Origin of the sequence: Ramlibacter tataouinensis (genome assembly GCF_027941915.1) — a bacterium.
Lineage (GTDB): Bacteria > Pseudomonadota > Gammaproteobacteria > Burkholderiales > Burkholderiaceae_C > Ramlibacter > Ramlibacter tataouinensis_C.
Genome location: NZ_CP116009.1, coordinates 3,857,719 through 3,874,627, shown reverse-complemented (window position 1 = coordinate 3,874,627; position 16,909 = coordinate 3,857,719). Strand labels below are relative to the sequence as shown.

The following is a 16,909-nucleotide window of genomic DNA, read 5'->3' as shown; positions in this document are numbered from 1 at the left end:
CTATCAGGCGGACGGCCGCTGCATGCGGCAGGTGCTCGGCAGCTCGGCCTGGTTGGGCGCGATGGTCTTGACCACGCGGAAGCCGTAGCCGGAGCCCTCGACGTCGAACTTCACGCCGGGGCCGCCCTGGCGGTCCATCACGCCGACCACCAGCGTCTGCTGGAACTGGTGGTCGAGCGCGCGCATGGCGCCGCCCTGCCCGGCCAGGCTGACCCGGGCATTTTCCAGCGCCGAAGCCACCGCCGCCGTTTCGGCGCTGCCGGCCCGCTCCAGGGCCTGCGCCAGCGCTTCGACCATGAGCTGCATGCGCATGTGGACGTAGTCGTCCTGCGGCCGGGGAAAGCGCTCGCGGAACGACTGGTAGAAGGCTTCGCTCTGCGCCGTCGGCAGGTTGGGCAGCCAGTCGGCCACGGCGACCACCTTGCCCAGGCCGGCCTCGCCGATGGCGGCCGGCGCGCCCAGCGCGTTGCCGTAGAAGGTGTAGAAGCGGCCGTCGAAGCCGACGTCGCGCGCCGCCTTGACCAGCAGGGTCAGGTCGTTGCCCCAGTTGCCGGTGATCACCGCGTCGGCGCCGCTGGCCTTGATCTTGGCGGCATAGGGCAGGAAATCCTTGATGCGGCCCATCGGGTGCAGCTCGTCGCCGACGATGCGCACGTCCGGCCGCTGCGCCCCCAGCTGCCGCTTCGCCTCGCGCAGCACCGCCTGGCCGAAGCTGTAGTCCTGCCCGATCAGGTAGGTGGTCTTGACCGACTTGTCCTCGCGCAGCACCGCCATCAGGGCGGCCATGCGCATGTCGGCGTGGGCGTCGAAGCGGAAATGCCAGAAGCTGCAGCGCTCGTTGGTCAGGATGGGGTCGACCGCGGAATAGTTGAGGAACAGCACCTGGCGCGAGGGATCGCGTTCGTTGTGCTTGTTCACGGCTTCGACCAGCGCCGCCGCCACCGCCGACGAGTTGCCCTGGAGGATGACGCGCGCGCCGTCATCGATGGCCGCGCGCAGCATGGCCAGCGCTTCCTCGGCCTGGCCCTTGCTGTCGTAGCGCTCCAGCGCCAGCGGGCGGGTGCCGCCGGGCAGCTTGACGCCGCCGCGGGCATTGACGCGCTCGACGGCCCACAGCAGGTTGCGGAACACCGCCTCGCCGGTGTTGGCGAAGGCGCCCGAGAGCGATTCGATCATCGCCAGCTTGATCGGCGCGCCGGCCGGTTGCGCGTGCGCGAAGGCCGGCACAGATAGCGCCGCCGCAAGGGTTTTCAAGACCCGCCTGCGGGTGCTTTGCATCGATGGATTCCTCTTGAAAAAGTGCGCCCGGAGCGCACGTTGGCTGCAGGCGGCAATCGGAAATTGAAGCGAGAGCCGCGGAGTTTAGTTCCACGTCATTGCCAAGGAGCCCCGCATGTTTTTCGCACCCGTTGTTCGTACCCGCGCCGGCGTGCCGGCCTTCCGTTCCTTCGACCGCAACTTCGAGCGCTTCGTCAACGAAGCCTTCTTCGGCAGCGGCACCGCCGGTGCGACGAAGCTGGAGCAGGACGACAAGGCCTGGAAGCTGAGCCTGGACCTGCCCGGCGTCGCCCGCGAGGACCTGTCGATCAGCATCGAAGGCGCCGTGGTGCGCATCGAGACCAGGCCCGAAGCGCCGCGCCGCTACAAGGCGGCCTACGAGCTGCCGCAGGAGATCGACGTCGCGGCCACCCGCGCCAAGCTGGAGAACGGCGTGCTGACGCTGACCCTGGCCAAGCAGCAGCCGGTGAGCAAGGCGCGTCAGGTCGAAGTGCAGTAACGGGGCACCCCATCCCGGTCGGCCCCGCGGTCACGCGGCCGCCGAGATCTCGTCCAGCGGCCAGCGCGGTTTGACGTCGAAAGCGTACGACCGGCTGGCCGCCTGCACGCGGGCGCCGATGCGCATCGCGGCGGCCATGGCGATCATGGCGCCGTTGTCGGTGCACAGCGCCAGTTCGGGGTAGTGCACGCGCACGCCCCGTTTGGCGCAAGCCGCATCCAGTTGCGCGCGCAGCAGCCGGTTGGCGCCGACGCCGCCGGCCACCACCACCCGATCGAGCCCCGTTTCCTTCAGGGCCGCCAGCGACTTCTTCACCAGCACCTCGACGATCGCCGCCTCGGTGGCCGCGGCCAGGTCGGCCTTGCGCGGCGCCAGTTCGTCACCCAGCTTGCGCGCCTGCGTCAGCACCGCCGTCTTCAGCCCGGCAAAGGAGAAATCGAGGTTGCCGCTGTGCAGCAGCGGGCGCGGCAGCGCGAACGCCTTGGCGTCGCCCTGCTCCGCCAGCCGCGACAGCGCCGGCCCGCCCGGATAGCCCAGCCCCAGCAGCTTGGCGCTCTTGTCGAAGGCCTCGCCGGCGGCGTCGTCGATGGTCTCGCCCAGCAGCTCGTACTGCCCGACGCCATCGACCCGCATCAACTGCGTGTGGCCGCCGGAGACCAGCAGCGCGACGAACGGAAACTGCGGCGGATCGACGCTCAGGAAGGGCGAGAGCAGGTGCCCTTCCAGGTGGTGCACGCCCAGCACCGGCTTGCCCAGCGCCGCGCCCAGCGCGCAGGCCACGCCCGCGCCGACCAGCAGCGCGCCGGCCAGCCCCGGCCCGCGCGTGTAGGCCACGGTCTCCACTTCGTCCAGCGCGCGCCCGGCCTGCTGCAGCACCTCGCGGGTGAGCGGCAGCACGCGGCGGATGTGGTCCCGGCTGGCCAGTTCCGGCACCACGCCGCCATAGGCCTCGTGCATGCGCACCTGGCTGTGCAGCGCGTGGCCCAGCAGGCGCGGAATGCCCGGCCCGCCGGCATCGACGAGCGCGACCCCGGTCTCGTCGCAGGAGGATTCGATGCCCAGCACCAGCATCGGGCGAGTGTAGCCAGCGGCGCTTGAGCATATGACCCATGGTGCTGAACGCTTTGGGACAATCCGCCCGATGGGGATTCGCCAGTACCTCCGGGAGATCGGCCGCGGCAAGGACGGCGCGCGTGCGCTCACCCGCGCGCAGGCGGCCGACCTGTTTGGGCAGGTGCTGGACGGCGCAGTGTCCGACCTGGCGGTCGGCAGCTTCTGCATGGCCATGCGCTGCAAGGGCGAGACCTGCGACGAGCTGGCCGGCTTCCTGGATGCGCTGCACGAGCGCATGGCCCGCGTCGATGCGCGCGGGCTGCCGGTGGTCGTGCTGCCCAGTTACAACGGCTCGCGCCGGCTGCCGCTGCTCACCCCGCTGCTGGCCCTGCTGCTGGCGCGGCGCGGGCTGCCGGTGCTGGTGCACGGCACGCCGACCGAGGACAGCCGGCTGCCGCTCACCGACCTGCTGGCGCCCCTGGGCATCGAGACCCTGGCGCAAGCGCGTGCACCCGCGCCGGCCGAAGCCGTGTTCGTACCGACCGAAGTGCTGCACCCCGGTCTGAAGCGGCTGCTGGACGTGCGCCGGACCACCGGCCTGCGCAACCCGGCGCACAGCGTGGTCAAGCTGATGAATCCCTGCGCCGGGCCGGCGGTGGTGGTCGGCAGCTACACCCATCCGGAATACGCCCGGTCCATGGGCGAGGTGTTCGAGCGCATGGGCTGCACCGCGATGCTGCTGCGCGGCACCGAGGGGGAGCCGGTGGCCGATGCGCGCCGGCAGCCGCGCATGGAAGGCTTCGTGCGCGGCCAGCGCAGCGTGCTGCACGAGGGCGAGCGCGGCACGCTGCCCGAGGTGGCGGGCTGGCCCGCGGACAACGAGGCGGCAGCGACGGTGCGCTACATCCGGCAGGTGCTGGACGGCGCCCAGCCGGTACCGCCCGCGATCGCGCTGCAGGTGGACCATCTCGTGCGGCTGGCCGGTGCCGCCGCCTGAACGCGAAGGACGACGCATGAACGACACGACGGCCACCGGCGCGGTCACCCTGGTCGGCGCCGGCCCGGGCGACCCCGAACTGCTCACGCTCAAGGCCGTGCGCGCGCTGCAGGCGGCGACGCTGGTGCTGGCCGACGACCTGGTCGGCGACGAGGTGCTGGCGCTGGCCTCGCCGCGGGCGCGCATCGTCCACGTCGGCAAGCGCGGCGGCTGCCGGAGCACGCCGCAGGCCTTCATCGAGAAGCTGATGATCTCCGCCGCGCGCGAGGGCGAGCAGGTGGTGCGCCTGAAGGGCGGCGACCCGTTCGTGTTCGGCCGCGGCGGCGAGGAGGTGGAGCGGCTGCGCGCGGCCGGGGTGCCGGTGGCGGTGGTCAACGGCATCACGGCCGGACTGGCGGCGGTGACGTCGCTGGGGGTGCCGCTCACCCATCGCGAGCATGCGCAAGGCGTGGTGTTCGTCACCGGCCACCCGCGCCGCGGCGGCGAAGGGCCCGATTGGCATTCGCTGGCGCAGGCGGCGCGGCAGTCGCGCCTGACGCTGGTGATCTACATGGGCGTGCGCGGCGTGGCGGCGATCCAGCAGCAGCTGCTCGCGGCCTTGCCGGCCGAGACGCCGGCCGCGGTCGTGCAGCGCGCCAGCCTGCCCGGCCAGCGCCACGCCGTCACCACGCTGGGCGAGCTGGCCGCCACCATCGAGCGCGAGCAGCTCGCCAGTCCCTCCGTGATCGTGGTCGGCGACGTGTTGCGCGGCGTGGCGGCGGTGCGTGCGCAGCCTGCGCGCACGCGTGCCGGCTGATGCCGGCGCCCGTGGCGCTGCTATAAACGGCTCCTTTTTCTTCGGGGGCAGGACGGTGCACGCGTACGACGCGGTGGTGATCGGCGCGGGCGCAGCCGGCTTGTTCTGTGCCGGCGTGGCCGGGCAGCTGGGCGCGCGCGTGCTGCTGCTGGACCACGGCGAGAAGATCGCCGAGAAGATCCGCATCTCCGGCGGCGGCCGCTGCAACTTCACCAACCGCGACCTCGATCCGCGCGCCCCGCACAGGCACTTCCTGGGCGAGAACCCGGACTTCTGCCGCAGCGCGCTGTCGCGCTACACGGCGGCCGACTTCGTGGCTCTGGTGCGGCGGCACGGCATTCCCTTCCACGAGAAGCACAAGGGCCAGCTGTTCGGCGACCGCAGCTCGGAGGACTTCATCCGCATGCTGCTGGCCGAGTGCGAGGCGGGGGGCGTGGCGCGCTGGCAGCCGTGCCGCGTCGGGGCGGTCCGGCATCGCAACGCCGACGGCGCGCCGCTGTACGAGATCGACACCGAGCGCGGCACCGTACGGACGCCCCGGCTGGTCATCGCGACCGGCGGGCTGTCCATTCCGAAGATCGGCGCGACCGACTTCGGCTACCGGATCGCCAGGCAGTTCGGCCTGCGCGTGGTGCCGCCGCGCCCGGCGCTGGTGCCGCTGACCTTCGATGGCGGCGACTGGGCGCCCTATGCGCAACTGGCCGGGCTGTCGCTGCCGGTGCGCATGGCCACGGCGCCCCTACCGGCCGCCGGCGTGCGCGGATCGACCGCCGCCTTCGACGAGGACCTGCTGTTCACGCACCGCGGCCTGTCCGGCCCGGCCGTGCTGCAGATCTCCAGCTATTGGCAGCCGGGCGCGCCGGTGCGCATCGACCTCGCACCCGGCACCGACCTGGCGGCCGAACTGCGCCAGGCCAAGTCGCTCTCGCGCAAGCGCCTGGCCAACGAGCTGGCCACCTTCGTGCCCGCCCGCCTGGCCGACGCCTGGGCGCAGCGCGACGCCGCCTGGCAGCGGCCGGTCAACGAAGTCCCCGACAAGGCGCTCGCCGCGCTGGCCCAGGCCCTGTCGCACTGGGAGCTGGTGCCCTCCGGCACCGAGGGCTACCGCAAGGCCGAAGTCACCGCCGGCGGCATCGACACGCGCGAGCTGTCCTCCCAAACCTTGGAAGCCCGCACCCAGCCGGGCCTCTTCTTCATCGGCGAAGTCGTCGACGTCACCGGCTGGCTCGGCGGCTACAACTTCCAGTGGGCCTGGTCCAGCGCCTGGGCCTGCGCCCAGAAATTGGGGTCAGATACGAATTAATCGGGCTGGGCGAGAAATTCTTATCTGACCCCAATTAGCCGAGCAGGCGCTGCAGCACCTCGGTCAGCAGGTCCAGGCTGACCGGCTTGACCAAGTGCTCGTCGAAATGGGAGGCGAGCGCGCGGGCGCGGTCGCTTTCCTGGCCGTAGCCGGTCAGGGCGACCAGGCGCACGTCCCGCCCTTCAGGCTGCTGGCGGATCAGGCCGGCCAGCTCGTAGCCATCGACCTGCGGCAGCCCGATGTCCAGCAGCGCGAGTTGCGGGCGGAATTCCTTGAGCACCTGCAGCGCCGCATTCGCTTCGCCGGCGGTGCGCGCCTCGTAGCCGATCACTTCGAGCAGTTCGGCCAGCGTCTGCGCGGCGTCGGCGTTGTCGTCCACCACCAGGATCCGCCCGCTGCCGCGATGCTCGCCGACCGGGGCCGGCGCCGGGGCCGGCGTGGGCGCCGGCAACGGGGCGGAACCGGACGGCGGCAGGGTCACGGTGAAGGCGGCGCCGTGGCCTTCGCCTTCACTGTGCGCGCGCGCCGTGCCGCCGTGCCGCTCGACCATGCTGCGCACGATGGCCAGGCCCAGCCCGAGCCCGCCGGCGCGCCGGTCCACCGGCTGGGGGCCCTGCACGAACTGGTCGAACACACGCGCCAGCAGCTCCGGCGCGATGCCGCAGCCGGTGTCGCTGACCTCGATTTCCCAGTTGCCGCGCTGGCGCAGCCGCAGCGCCACCACGCCGGCCGGCGGCGTGAACTTGGCGGCGTTGACCAGCAGGTTGCACAGCACCTGCGACAGCCTCACGAAATCGCCATCGACCAGCGCTGGGCCCTGGGGCAGCTGCACCTGCACCGGCTGCGGCCGGACCGCGTACACCGGCCGGGTCAGCTCGAGCGCGTGCGCCACCACCGCCCGCAGGTCCACCCGCTCCCGGCGCAGCTGGACCTTGCCGCGGGTGATGCGCGAGATGTCCAGCAGGTCGTCGATCAGGCGCGAGAGGTGATCCACCTGCCGGCCGATCACGCGCCGCTCCTGCACGGCCGCGTCCGGCTCGCGGCGCGCCATCAGCTGCAGCGCGGTGCTGATCGGCGCCAGCGGGTTGCGCAGCTCGTGCCCGAGCATGGCCAGGAATTCGTCCTTGGCGCCGTTGGCGGCCTCGGCCTGCTTGCGCGCGGCCTCGCCTTCGGCGAACAGGCGCGCGTTGTCCAGCGCCAGCGCGGCGCGCCGGCCCAGGTCCAGCACCAGCGCCCGGTCGTCCTCGTCGAGCTTGCGGCCCGATTCCGCCTGCAGCACGCCCATGGCGCCGATGGTGCGCCCGTGCGCGACCAGCGGCAGGATGAAATGCGAGTGCATGCCGAAGGCGCGCGTGAATTCGGCCATGGCGGGGTCTCGCTGCGCCGCGTCGAGGTCGCCATGGTGCGGACGGCCGGTGCGCACCACCCAGGCCATGCTGCCCACCGCGTCGGGTCGGGCGCGCAGGCGTCCGGCGAGCTCCAGCGCCTGCTGCGAGCGCTGCGGGTCGCTGTGCCAGGCCAGCTTGCGCTGCAGCACGCCGTGCTCGTCCAGCAGGTCGATGCGGCACCAGTCGGCGATGTCGGGCACCAGGGTGCGTGCCACCGCCTCCAGCGTGGCTTGCGGGTCGAGCGAACGCGCCAGCCGCTCGCCGGCTGCGGCCAGCAGTTCCATGCGGCGGCGCGCCGCCTCGGCCTCGCTGCGGGCGCGCCGCTCGGCCGCCAGCAGTTCGACCCGCTGCGTGACATCGGTGCTGGCGCCGACCATGCGCAGCGGCCGGCCCGAGCCGTCGCGCACCAGCTGGCTCTGGGTCGCGATCCAGCGCACCCTGCCGTCGGGCAGCGGGGTGCGGAACTCGATGGCGTAGGGCGCCCCGCCCGCGAGCGCCTCGCCGATCGCGGCCTCCACCCGCGGCAGGTCGTCCGGCAGCACGTGGGAGCGGAACCCGTCCACCCCGCCGATGTCGCTGCCCGCCGGCATCTGGTGCATCTGGTACACCCGTTCCGACCAGTTGACCCGGTCGGAGACGATGTCCCAGTCCCAGATGCCGACCTCGCCGGCCTCCACGGCCATGCGCAGGCGCTCCTCGCTGTGGCGCAGGGCCACTTCCACCCGGCGCTGGCGCTCCAGCAGGCGCGCATTGGCGACCAGCGGTGCCGCCAGCTCGGCCAGCTCGGCCGCGAAGGCCAGGTGCTCGCCGGTGTGGCGCCGGCCGGAGCGGCCCATGAACAGGGTCAGCGCTCCCATGAGCTCGCCGCGCCAGCGCACCGGCACCGTCAGCATGGAGCGGAAAGCCAGCCTGCGCAGCAGCTGCAGGTGCTGGTCGCTCGCCGCGGCACGGCGGTACCAGCGATCGTCGGTGTCCGGGTGCAGGGCCGGCTCGCCGGTGGACAGGGCACAGAGGTTGAACTCGGGATGGACCCGCCGCACCCAGCGGGTGGTCGCCAGCAGCGCCTGCAGCCCGGGATCCTCGTGCGCGGCGCAGGTGCGGCGCACGTCGTCGTCCCCGATCACGGTATCGAAGCAACCGAAATCGGCCAGGGCCGGCAGGCAGGCGGCGATGGCCTGGCGCAGGGTTTCGTCGAAATCGGCGGCGCCGGCCAGCAGGCGGGCGGCACGCCCCAGCACCCGCCGCTGCTCGTCGGCAGGGATCGCCGGGGGGTACGACGCCATCGCCACGCCGGCAATTCTGTCCCAATTGGCGTTGCCGCGGCCCCCGGTGTTTGCCGGCTCGGCGCGTGCCGCTATAATTTCTGGCTTTGCCGGCATACCCCGACGGCCTGATCAGTTACCGAGTCGGGACCCCCGCCGCAAGCCCGATCTTCTTGCGGCACCTTCGAGATCGAACCCATAGATGACGACCATTCGCGTTAAGGAAAACGAGCCGTTCGACGTGGCCCTGCGCCGCTTCAAGCGCACCATCGAGAAGCTGGGCCTGCTGACCGAGCTGCGCGCCCGCGAGTTCTACGAAAAGCCCACGGCCGAGCGCAAGCGCAAGAAGGCGGCGGCGGTCAAGCGCCACTACAAGCGCGTGCGCAGCATGCAGCTGCCCAAGAAGCTGTACTGACCACCGGCGCCGCCACGCGGCTGCCCGCCCAGCCTGCCCGGGGACGCCTTGGCAGGCTTTTTTCGTTTGCAACGGGGAGTACACCGATGAGCCTGAAAGAACGCATCACCGACGACATGAAGGCCGCCATGCGCGCCAAGGACATGGGCCGCCTGGGCACCATCCGCCTGCTGCAGGCGGCGATGAAGCAGAAGGAAGTCGATGAGCGGGTCGAGCTCGACGACGCAGCCGTGGTCGGCATCGTCGACAAGCTGATCAAGCAGCGCAAGGACAGCATCGACGCCTTCACGAAGGCCGGCCGGCAGGACCTGGCCGACAAGGAAGCGGCCGAGCTGCAGGTGCTGCAGGCCTACCTGCCGGCGCGGCTGTCGCCCGACGAGATCGCCGCCGAGGTGAAGGCCATCGTGGCCGAGCTGGGCGCCAGCGGGCCGGGCGACATGGGCAAGGTCATGGGCGCGGCCAAGCAGCGCCTGGCCGGCAAGGCCGAGATGGGGCAGGTGTCGGCGGCGGTGAAGGCGGCGCTGGGTTGACCGTCTCCTCCGCGGAGGTCGGAGGGGATCCAGCCCAACGCGCCTGCGGCGCTCGTGCGCCGCGTTGCGGTGGAATCCCGCCTTCGCGGGGACGGCCGGTTCTCGCTCGGCTTCGCCGCGCTACGAACCGGCCACCTTCATCCGGTTGACCAGCACCGACCCCACGGTCTTCGCGCCGTAGTTGTAGGTGTCCGCGCCCACCGCATCGATGCCCAGGAACATGTCCTTGAGGTTGCCGGCGATGGTGATCTCCTGCACCGGGTAGGCGATCTCGCCGTTCTCGACCCAGAAGCCGCTGGCGCCGCGCGAGTAGTCGCCGGTCACGTAGTTGACGCCCTGCCCCATCAGCTCGATGACGAACAGGCCGGTGCCGAGCTTGCGCAGCATGGCCGGCAGATCGTCGGCCGGATCGGTCAGCCGCGAGGTGAGCGACAGGTTGTGCGAGCCGCCGGCATTGCCGGTGGTCTTCATGCCCAGCTTGCGGGCCGAATAGCTCGACAGGAAATAGCCCTCGACGCGACCGCCATCGACCACCTTGCGGGCCGAGGTGCGTACACCTTCCTCGTCGAACGGCGAGCTGCCCTTGCCGCGCGGCAGGTGCGGGTCCTCCAGCACGTCGACATGCCCGGGGAAGATCGACTTGCCCAGCGAATCGACCAGGAAGCTGCTGCGCCGGTACAGCGAGCCGCCGCTGACCGCCTGCACGAAGCCGCCCAGCAGCCCGGCCGCCAATGGCGACTCGAACAGCACCGGGCACTCGCGCGTGGCGATCTTGCGGGCCTTGAGCCGGGCCAGGGCGCGCTCGGCGGCGTAGCGGCCCACCGCCTGCGGCGCCGCCAGTTCATCCGGCGCGCGCATCGACGAATACCAGGCGTCGCGCTGCATGTGCTCGCCGCGGCCGGCGATCGGCGCCACCGAGATCGAATGGCGCGAGCTGGCGTAGCCGCCCCGGAAGCCGCGCGTGTGGGCGCTGAAGAAGTGGCTCTGCTGGGCCGACACGCCGGCGCCTTCGCTGTTGGTGATGCGCTTGTCGGTGGCGAAGGCCGCGGCCTCGCACTCGAGCGACAGGCGGGCCGCCTCCTGGCTGTCGATGGCCCAGGGGTGGAACAGGTCGAGGTCGGGCTGCTCATCCGGCCCGGCAATGTCCTTCGCGTCGGGCAGGCCCGCCACCGGGTCCTCGGCCGTGAAGCGCGCGATGTCGTAGGCGGCCTGCACCGTCTGCTGGATCGCCGCATCGGAAAAATCGGAGGTGCTGGCGTTGCCGCGGCGCTGGCCGACATAGACCGTGACGCCGAGCGACTTGTCGCGGTTGCGCTCGACGTTCTCGAGCTCGCCCTTGCGCACCGAGACCGAGAGTCCGCAACCCTCCGAAGCCTCGGCGCCTGCGTCGGTCGCGCCGATCTTCTTCGCATGCGCGAGAGCCCGGTCGACCAGCTCCTCGAACTGCTGGCGGCTGTAGGAAAAGCCTTGTTCGGATCGGTTCGTGGCGCGGGAAGCTTGGTTCATGGCGAGGGCTATGATACTTGCGGCCGCCTGCACAGCCGGGCCGCGCCACCCTCTCCACCGCCATGCCACGCAAACCCAAAAAAGGCTATTTCGTGCGCGGCCAGTTCGTCGCCGAGGGCAGCGAGCTGGACCTGCAGCTCAAGGCCGAACTCAAGCAAACCGAGGGCAGCAGCAAGACCGACCTCAAGCGCGAGAGCGCCGAGCTGCAGAAGCTCGGCGAAGCGCTGATCGGCTTGCGCGCCGACCTGTTCGAGCGCCTCGCGCTGCCCGACACCCTCGCCGAAGCGATCGGCCAGGCGCGCCGCATCACCGACTTCGAGGGCAAGCGCCGCCAGTTGCAGTACGTCGGCAAGCTGATGCGCAAGCTCGACGAGGACGCGCTGGCCGCCGTGCGCGAGGCGCTGGAAGCGCAGCGCCTGGGCTCGGCCCGCGACAGCCTGGCGCTGCACCAGGCCGAGCGCTGGCGCGACGAGCTGATCGGCGACGACCAGGCCGTGCAGCGCTGGCTGGCCGAGTACCCCGCCACCGACATCCAGCAATTGCGGGCGCTGGTGCGCCAGGCCCGCAAGGACAGCCAGCCCGACCGCGCCGCCGCTTCGCAGGGGCTGGCGCCGCGCCAGGGCCGCGCCTATCGCGAGATCTTCCAGATCGTCAAGGAGCACCTCCAGCATGAGTGAAGCATTCGACCCGGTGCGCGTCGGCATCGTCTCGGTCAGCGACCGCGCCGCCACCGGCGTCTACGAGGACAAGGGCCTGCCGGCGCTGAAGGACTGGCTCTCGCGCGCGCTGAAGAACCCCATCGCGTTCGAGCCGCGCCTGATCCCCGACGAGGCCGAGCGCATCAGCGCGGCGCTGGTGGAGCTGGTCGATGCCGGCTGTTCGCTGGTGCTGACCACCGGCGGCACCGGCCCGGCCCGGCGCGACGTCACGCCCGAAGCCACGCTGGCCATCGCCGACCGCGAGATGCCCGGCTTCGGCGAGCAGATGCGCCAGGTCAGCCTGAAGTTCGTGCCGACGGCGATCCTGTCGCGCCAGGTGGCGGTGATCCGCGGCGAAAGCCTGATCATCAACCTGCCGGGCCAGCCCAAGGCGATCCAGGAAACGCTGGAAGGCCTGAAGGACGAGCAGGGCCAGCCGCTGGTGAGCGGCATCTTCGCCGCGGTGCCCTACTGCATCGACCTGATCGGCGGTCCCTACCTGGAAACCCGCGACGAGGTCTGCAAGGCCTTCCGGCCCAAGTCGGCGGTGCGTCCGCCGCGCGCCGCATGAACGCGCAGGAGGCGATCCAGCGCACGCTGGCCGACATCGCGGCGCGCGACGGCGACGTCGGCGCCTTCGTGGCCCTGGCCGATGCGGCGCAGGCGCAGCGCGAATGCGAGCGGGCACTGGCCGGCGGCGGCGCGCTGCAGGGGCTGGCGGTCGGCGTCAAGGACATCTTCGACACGGCGGCCTTCCCCACTTCGTATGGTTCGCCGCTGTTCGCCGGCCACCGGCCCCGCAGCGACGCTGCGATCGTGCAGGCGATCCGCCGCGCCGGCGGCGTGGTGGTCGGCAAGGCCAGCACCACCGAGTTCGCCTTCCTGCACCCGACCGCCACGCACAACCCGCGCGCGCCGGGGCACACCCCGGGCGGGTCGTCGGCGGGTTCGGCGGCGGCCGTCGCGGCCGGCCTGGTGCCGCTGGCGGTGGGCACGCAGACCGGCGGCTCGGTGATCCGGCCGGCGTCCTACTGCGGCGTGGTCGGCTTCAAGCCGGGCTTCGGCGAGCTGCCGACGCCGGGGCTCAAGCCGTTTTCCTGGTCGCTCGACACGGTCGGGCTGTTCACCGCCGACGTCGGAACCATGGCCGCCTGCGCGCAGGCGATCAGCGGACGGCCCTGGGCGCGGGGTTTGAAGGACGGCGCGGCGCCGGTGTTCGGCGTCGCCTGGGCCTATCCCTGGGACGAGCTGTCGGCCAGCGGCCGGCAGGCGCTGGAGCGCGCCGTCGCGGCCCTGCGCGCGGCCGGTGCCACCGTGCGTGAAATCGACCTGCCCGCCTGGCTGGGCCCGGTGTTCCAGGCACACGACGCCGTGCAGGGCTGGGAAGCGGCGCGCACGCTGGCGGACGAGTACGCCTTCGGGCGCGATCGGCTCTCGCCCATCCTGCGCGACTACCTGGCGCAGGCGCGCGGCATCACCGATGGCGACTACGCGGCGGCGCTGGATGCGGCAGCGGCCGGCCGGGCCGCTCTGGACGGGCTGTTCGACGGCATCGACGTGCTGCTCACGCCCAGCGCGCCAGGCGAGCCGCCAGCGGGCTACGGCTCCACCGGTTCGTCGAGCTGGAACCGCGCCTGGACGCTGCTGCACGTGCCGTGCCTGAACGTGCCCGGCGCGACCGGCGCGACGGGGCTGCCGATGGGGGTGCAGGTGATCGCGCCGCTACGGCAAGAGGCGCTGTGCCTGAAGGCGGGGTGGGTGCTGGAGCAGGCGCTTTCTCGTCCTCCCCGCGAAGGCCGGGATCCAGCCTCCGGCGCCTGAACAGGCCCAGCTGTTGATCAGCGCGCGGGAGGTGGATGGCGGCTCAGGCCCGCCATGACACCTTGGCGGAGGACGCCATGCCCTCCGCTCCCCGTGCCCTCACTTGCGCCCCCGCGCCATCGCCCGCGCGATCCCGCGCAGGATGTGGATCTCCTCGGCCGTCGGCCGGGCCCGGTTGAACAACTGATTGAGCCGCGGCATCAGCTTCTTCGGCGCCTGCGGATCGAGAAAGCCGATGTCCACCAGCGCCTGCTGCCAGTGGTCCAGCATCCCCGCCAGCGCCTGCGCGTCGGCCGGCACCGCCTCGGGCGCCGAGGCCGTCACGGCGTAGCCGCCCAGCGCCAGCCGCCACTCATAGGCGATCAACTGCGCCGCCGCCGCCAGGTTCAGCGACCCGTAGTCGGGCGCGGTGGGAATCGTCAGCGCCACGTGGCAGCGGTAGACGTCCTCGTTGCGCATGCCGTAGCGCTCGGAGCCGAACAGGAAGGCCACGCCCTGCGATCGTGTCGCCAGCGCCGGCAGGTGCTCGCGCGGGGTCGCGGTCGGCGGGCCGAAGTCGCGCGGGGTCATGGCGGTGGCGCAGAGGGTGTCCATGCCCTCCAGCGCCTCGTCGAGCGTCTCGACCACCCGGGCCCGCTGCAGCACGTCTGTGGCGCCGCTGGCGCGGTCGATCGCCTCCTGCCGCTGCAGCACGTCGGGCCAGCGCGGCGCCACCAGCACCAGGTCGTCGAAACCCATCACCTTCATCGCCCGCGCCACGGCGCCGACGTTGCCGGCATGGCTGGTCTGGATCAGGACGAAGCGGGTCTTCAAGGCAGGGGCCGGTAAAATCGCCGCCATTGTCGCCGCCCCGCATCGTCGGGCCGATCCCCGCACCGCCAGGTGCTGCTCTTCGAACAACGGCGCGCGCACCCCGTGCCGCGCCCGTGTCCGCACAACCCATGTCGTCCAACCTGCACCCCATGCTCAACGTGGCCATCAAGGCCGCACGCGCCGCCGGCGCCATCATCAACCGGGCCGCGCTCGACGTGGAAGCGGTGCGCATCTCGCAAAAGCAGATCAACGACTTCGTCACCGAGGTCGACCACGCCAGCGAGAACGCCATCATCGAGACGCTGCTGACCGCCTACCCCGACCACGCCATCTGGGCCGAGGAATCGGGCCAGCAGCACGGGCGGCAGGGCTCCGACTTCACCTGGATCATCGATCCGCTGGACGGCACCACCAACTTCATCCACGGCTTCCCGGTCTACTGCGTCAGCATCGCGCTGCGCGTGAAGGACCGCATCGAGCAGGCCGTGGTCTACGACCCCACCCGCAACGACCTGTTCACCGCCACCCGCGGCCGCGGCGCCTACCTCAATGAGCGCCGCATCCGCGTGTCCAAGCGCACCGAGCTGACGCGCTGCCTGATCGCCACCGGCTTCCCGTTCCGCCCCGGCGACAACTTCAACCTCTACCTGCGCATGATGGCCGAGGTGATGCAGCGCACCGCCGGCCTGCGCCGCCCCGGCGCCGCGGCGCTGGACCTGGCCTATGTCGCGGCCGGCTTCACCGACGGCTTCTTCGAGACCGGCCTGTCGCCCTGGGACGTGGCGGCCGGATCGCTGCTGGTGACCGAGGCCGGCGGCCTGATCGGCAACTTCACCGGCGAGGCCGACTTCCTGGAGCAGCGCGAATGCCTGGCCGGCAACCCGCGCATCTACGGCCAGTTGGTCGGCCTGCTGGGCAAGTACAGCAAGTTCGCCAGCGCCGGCGAGAAGGCCCGCGTGCGGCAGGCGGCGGAACCGGTGCCGCCGCTGACCACGCCCACCGCTTACCTGGACGACGCCCCCGAGGCCCGCGAGGCCCCCGACGCTCCCGCCGATCGTCCCGAGTGACATGGGGGGCGACCTGATCGACGCGCTCTGGCGCGACCACTGGGTCGCGACCGCGCTGCTGGCGCTGGCCGCCGTGGTGGTCGCGCTGGTGGCCCATCACGTGCTGACCCGGCTGCTGCGCCGCGCCACCCGGGGCGCGCCCATCGTCCATTCGGTGCTGGTGCATTGCGAGAGTGCCGCCGGCGCGGCGTTCCCGCTGCTGGCGCTGCAGCCGGTCTGGCAGCTCGCGCCCAACACCCTGCACCTGATCGAGAGCGTGCGCCACGTCAACGGCGTGCTGCTGATCGCGGCGCTCACCTGGCTGGCCATGGCCGCCATCCGCGGGCTGGCACAAGGCGTGATCGACCAGCACCGGGTCGACGTCGAGGACAACATGCATGCGCGCCGCATCCACACGCAGGCGCGCGTGCTCTCGCGCAGCGCCATGGTGCTGGTACTGATCGCCGGCGCCTCGATGGCGCTGATGACCTTCCCCGGCGCGCGCCAGGTCGGCGCCAGCCTGCTGGCCTCGGCCGGCGTGCTGGGCATCATCGGCGGCATCGCGGCGCGGCCGGTGTTCAGCAACCTGATCGCCGGCCTGCAGCTGGCGCTGGCGCAGCCGATCCGGCTGGATGACGTGCTGATCGTGCAGGGCGAGTGGGGCCGGGTCGAGGAGATCACCGGCACCTACGTGGTGCTGCGCATCTGGGACGAGCGCCGCCTGGTCATCCCGCTGCAGTGGTTCATCGAGAACCCGTTCCAGAACTGGACGCGCACCAGCGCGCAGATCCACCAGGCGGTCTACCTGTTCGTGGATTTCGCCACGCCGCTGGAGCCGCTGCGCGCCGAGCTGCAGCGGGTGGTCGAGGCCGCGCCCCAATGGGACGGCCGCACCTGCACCCTGGTGATCGTCGATGCCACCGAGCGGGCGATGAAGATCCGCGCGCTGGTGTCGGCGCGCGCCTCGGGCCCGGCCTTCGAGCTCGGCTGCCTGGTGCGCGAAGCCCTGTTCGGCTTCATGGCGCGCGAGTACCCGCACTGCCTGCCGACGGTGCGGGAACTGCACAAGGTCGAGCAAGCGCAGGCGACGCTGGCCTGACTACTCCGGCCGCCCGTTCCACGCCAGCGCCGGCCCGCGCGGCGGCTGCTTGCGGAAGGCGGACACGTACAGCTGGCCGAAGAACAGCACGATGTTCAGCTTCTGGATGGCCTCGCGGTGCAGGCGCCAGACATGCTGCAGCTGGGACGGCTTGAGCCCGCCGGCCACCGCGTCGGCCAGTTCGGCGCGCGCGGCCGAGGCCGCGTCCTGCGCCTTCGCGGCCGCCCGGCTGGCGGCGTTGCAGACCACCTTGAGATACCCGAGCTGGTGCGCCGGCACCACCACGAATCCGACCTTGCCCGACATCGCCACGCCTCCCTGCGTCGTCTCGTCCGCAGCTACGCATGGTGGCAAGCCGGGCCGGGACGGCCTGTAGGACGCCCGCGACGCCCGCTGTGGGCAGCC

At 71.9% G+C, this 16,909-nt stretch carries 17 protein-coding genes; 11 read left to right on the top strand and 6 right to left on the bottom strand.

Features of this window, described 5'->3' with window-relative positions; genetic code table 11:
- Positions 1 to 3 precede the first annotated feature (3 nt).
- A complete protein-coding gene (locus PE066_RS18635; RefSeq protein WP_271234025.1) occupies positions 4 to 1,278 on the bottom strand; it encodes a branched-chain amino acid ABC transporter substrate-binding protein in 1,275 nt (424 codons plus the stop codon).
- Positions 1,279 to 1,393: 115 nt separating this feature from the next.
- Here PE066_RS18635 and PE066_RS18630 point away from each other — a divergent pair, with 115 nt between their 5' ends.
- The gene (locus PE066_RS18630; RefSeq protein WP_271234024.1) at positions 1,394 to 1,777 is read left to right on the top strand and encodes an Hsp20/alpha crystallin family protein; all 384 of its coding nucleotides are present in this window, start codon (positions 1,394 to 1,396) and stop codon (positions 1,775 to 1,777) included.
- 30 nt (positions 1,778 to 1,807) lie between these two features.
- Here the strand turns inward: PE066_RS18630 and tsaD are convergent, their stop codons facing one another.
- Positions 1,808 to 2,848, bottom strand: coding sequence for a tRNA (adenosine(37)-N6)-threonylcarbamoyltransferase complex transferase subunit TsaD (gene tsaD, locus PE066_RS18625; RefSeq protein WP_271234023.1), 1,041 nt, complete (start codon positions 2,846 to 2,848; stop codon positions 1,808 to 1,810).
- Positions 2,849 to 2,918: 70 nt separating this feature from the next.
- Between tsaD and ybiB the strand changes: the two genes are divergently transcribed.
- From ybiB to PE066_RS18610, 3 genes are read left to right on the top strand one after another with little or no spacing between them, the layout of a single operon-like run.
- Complete coding sequence (gene ybiB / locus PE066_RS18620) at positions 2,919 to 3,827, top strand: DNA-binding protein YbiB (RefSeq protein ID WP_271234022.1); 909 nt, start codon at positions 2,919 to 2,921, stop codon at positions 3,825 to 3,827.
- Between the two features lie 16 nt (positions 3,828 to 3,843).
- Entirely contained in the window at positions 3,844 to 4,623 is a 780-nt protein-coding gene (gene cobA, locus PE066_RS18615; RefSeq protein ID WP_271234021.1) for a uroporphyrinogen-III C-methyltransferase, read from the top strand.
- A gap of 55 nt (positions 4,624 to 4,678) precedes the next feature.
- Positions 4,679 to 5,926, top strand: coding sequence for an NAD(P)/FAD-dependent oxidoreductase (locus PE066_RS18610; RefSeq protein WP_271234020.1), 1,248 nt, complete (start codon positions 4,679 to 4,681; stop codon positions 5,924 to 5,926).
- A gap of 34 nt (positions 5,927 to 5,960) precedes the next feature.
- On the opposite strand, the gene PE066_RS18605 is transcribed toward PE066_RS18610, so the two are convergent.
- Positions 5,961 to 8,597: a hybrid sensor histidine kinase/response regulator gene (locus PE066_RS18605; RefSeq protein ID WP_271234019.1), complete on the bottom strand. Its 2,637-nt coding sequence runs from the start codon at positions 8,595 to 8,597 to the stop codon at positions 5,961 to 5,963.
- A gap of 181 nt (positions 8,598 to 8,778) precedes the next feature.
- On the opposite strand from PE066_RS18605, the gene rpsU reads away from it, so the two are divergent.
- Together rpsU and PE066_RS18595 are read left to right on the top strand one after the other, a co-directional pair.
- The gene (rpsU, locus tag PE066_RS18600; RefSeq protein ID WP_012346814.1) at positions 8,779 to 8,991 is read left to right on the top strand and encodes a 30S ribosomal protein S21; all 213 of its coding nucleotides are present in this window, start codon (positions 8,779 to 8,781) and stop codon (positions 8,989 to 8,991) included.
- Positions 8,992 to 9,077: 86 nt separating this feature from the next.
- Positions 9,078 to 9,521, top strand: coding sequence for a GatB/YqeY domain-containing protein (locus tag PE066_RS18595; protein WP_271234018.1), 444 nt, complete (start codon positions 9,078 to 9,080; stop codon positions 9,519 to 9,521).
- Positions 9,522 to 9,641: 120 nt separating this feature from the next.
- Here the strand turns inward: PE066_RS18595 and pmbA are convergent, their stop codons facing one another.
- A complete protein-coding gene (gene pmbA / locus PE066_RS18590; RefSeq protein ID WP_271234017.1) occupies positions 9,642 to 11,027 on the bottom strand; it encodes a metalloprotease PmbA in 1,386 nt (461 codons plus the stop codon).
- A 62-nt stretch (positions 11,028 to 11,089) separates the two neighbouring features.
- Here pmbA and yjgA point away from each other — a divergent pair, with 62 nt between their 5' ends.
- The 3 genes from yjgA to PE066_RS18575 are packed head-to-tail and all read left to right on the top strand — an operon-like array spanning position 11,090 to position 13,546.
- Positions 11,090 to 11,704, top strand: a complete 615-nt coding sequence (gene yjgA, locus PE066_RS18585) for a ribosome biogenesis factor YjgA (protein WP_271234016.1) — start codon at positions 11,090 to 11,092, stop codon at positions 11,702 to 11,704.
- A complete protein-coding gene (gene mog, locus PE066_RS18580) occupies positions 11,697 to 12,296 on the top strand; it encodes a molybdopterin adenylyltransferase (protein ID WP_271234015.1) in 600 nt (199 codons plus the stop codon). Before yjgA ends, mog begins: the two co-directional genes overlap by 8 nt.
- A complete protein-coding gene (locus PE066_RS18575; RefSeq protein ID WP_271234014.1) occupies positions 12,293 to 13,546 on the top strand; it encodes an amidase in 1,254 nt (417 codons plus the stop codon). The genes mog and PE066_RS18575 overlap by 4 nt, the downstream gene beginning before the upstream one ends.
- A 99-nt stretch (positions 13,547 to 13,645) precedes the next feature.
- On the opposite strand, the gene PE066_RS18570 is transcribed toward PE066_RS18575, so the two are convergent.
- Positions 13,646 to 14,359 (bottom strand): RNA methyltransferase, encoded by a 714-nt coding sequence (locus PE066_RS18570; RefSeq protein ID WP_271234013.1) that lies wholly within the window; start codon positions 14,357 to 14,359, stop codon positions 13,646 to 13,648.
- A 128-nt stretch (positions 14,360 to 14,487) separates the two neighbouring features.
- Between PE066_RS18570 and PE066_RS18565 the strand changes: the two genes are divergently transcribed.
- A complete protein-coding gene (locus tag PE066_RS18565) occupies positions 14,488 to 15,426 on the top strand; it encodes an inositol monophosphatase family protein (RefSeq protein WP_271236613.1) in 939 nt (312 codons plus the stop codon).
- 1 nt (position 15,427) lies between these two features.
- Positions 15,428 to 16,504: a mechanosensitive ion channel family protein gene (locus tag PE066_RS18560; protein ID WP_271234012.1), complete on the top strand. Its 1,077-nt coding sequence runs from the start codon at positions 15,428 to 15,430 to the stop codon at positions 16,502 to 16,504.
- Here PE066_RS18560 and PE066_RS18555 read toward each other — a convergent pair whose 3' ends face one another.
- The gene (locus tag PE066_RS18555) at positions 16,505 to 16,810 is read right to left on the bottom strand and encodes a hypothetical protein (protein ID WP_271234011.1); all 306 of its coding nucleotides are present in this window, start codon (positions 16,808 to 16,810) and stop codon (positions 16,505 to 16,507) included. It abuts the gene before it with no gap.
- Between the last annotated feature and the right edge of the window lie 99 nt (positions 16,811 to 16,909).

Coding starts and splice junctions, on each gene's coding strand:
- PE066_RS18635 (WP_271234025.1), bottom strand. CDS start 1,278: ATGCAAAGCACCCGCAGGCGGGTCTTGAAAACCCTTGCGGCGGCGCTA.
- PE066_RS18630 (WP_271234024.1), top strand. CDS start 1,394: ATGTTTTTCGCACCCGTTGTTCGTACCCGCGCCGGCGTGCCGGCCTTC.
- tsaD (WP_271234023.1), bottom strand. CDS start 2,848: ATGCTGGTGCTGGGCATCGAATCCTCCTGCGACGAGACCGGGGTCGCG.
- ybiB (WP_271234022.1), top strand. CDS start 2,919: ATGGGGATTCGCCAGTACCTCCGGGAGATCGGCCGCGGCAAGGACGGC.
- cobA (WP_271234021.1), top strand. CDS start 3,844: ATGAACGACACGACGGCCACCGGCGCGGTCACCCTGGTCGGCGCCGGC.
- PE066_RS18605 (WP_271234019.1), bottom strand. CDS start 8,597: ATGGCGTCGTACCCCCCGGCGATCCCTGCCGACGAGCAGCGGCGGGTG.
- rpsU (WP_012346814.1), top strand. CDS start 8,779: ATGACGACCATTCGCGTTAAGGAAAACGAGCCGTTCGACGTGGCCCTG.
- PE066_RS18595 (WP_271234018.1), top strand. CDS start 9,078: ATGAGCCTGAAAGAACGCATCACCGACGACATGAAGGCCGCCATGCGC.
- pmbA (WP_271234017.1), bottom strand. CDS start 11,027: ATGAACCAAGCTTCCCGCGCCACGAACCGATCCGAACAAGGCTTTTCC.
- yjgA (WP_271234016.1), top strand. CDS start 11,090: ATGCCACGCAAACCCAAAAAAGGCTATTTCGTGCGCGGCCAGTTCGTC.
- mog (WP_271234015.1), top strand. CDS start 11,697: ATGAGTGAAGCATTCGACCCGGTGCGCGTCGGCATCGTCTCGGTCAGC.
- PE066_RS18575 (WP_271234014.1), top strand. CDS start 12,293: ATGAACGCGCAGGAGGCGATCCAGCGCACGCTGGCCGACATCGCGGCG.
- PE066_RS18565 (WP_271236613.1), top strand. CDS start 14,488: ATGTCGTCCAACCTGCACCCCATGCTCAACGTGGCCATCAAGGCCGCA.
- PE066_RS18560 (WP_271234012.1), top strand. CDS start 15,428: ATGGGGGGCGACCTGATCGACGCGCTCTGGCGCGACCACTGGGTCGCG.
- PE066_RS18555 (WP_271234011.1), bottom strand. CDS start 16,810: ATGTCGGGCAAGGTCGGATTCGTGGTGGTGCCGGCGCACCAGCTCGGG.